Annotated in this window: 1 pseudogene; it reads right to left on the minus strand. The window is 39.0% G+C overall.

What is annotated here, in order from left to right:
* Positions 1 to 249, minus strand: a pseudogene (atpG, locus tag SB775_RS32230) (F0F1 ATP synthase subunit gamma); the annotation flags it as partial.

Consider the following 249-nt stretch of genomic DNA (forward strand, 5'->3'; position numbering starts at 1 on the left):
CGAGAAGCAAGATCTTTAATATCAGTAAATGATGGGTGGTCAGATAGTCCAACTACTTCATCAATGATGTTAAAGCCGCGACGTTTTAAATAATCACGTCCTAGTCGGCCAAGCACAATAATTGAATATTGGTTTGAGTCCATATTATGACGTTCACGAATTACGTTACTCACTGTACGTAATACGTTACTGTTATAACCACCTGCTAGTCCGCGATCAGATGTAATAACGATGTATCCTGTACGCTTT

The organism is Peribacillus sp. SIMBA_075 (assembly GCF_046534585.1).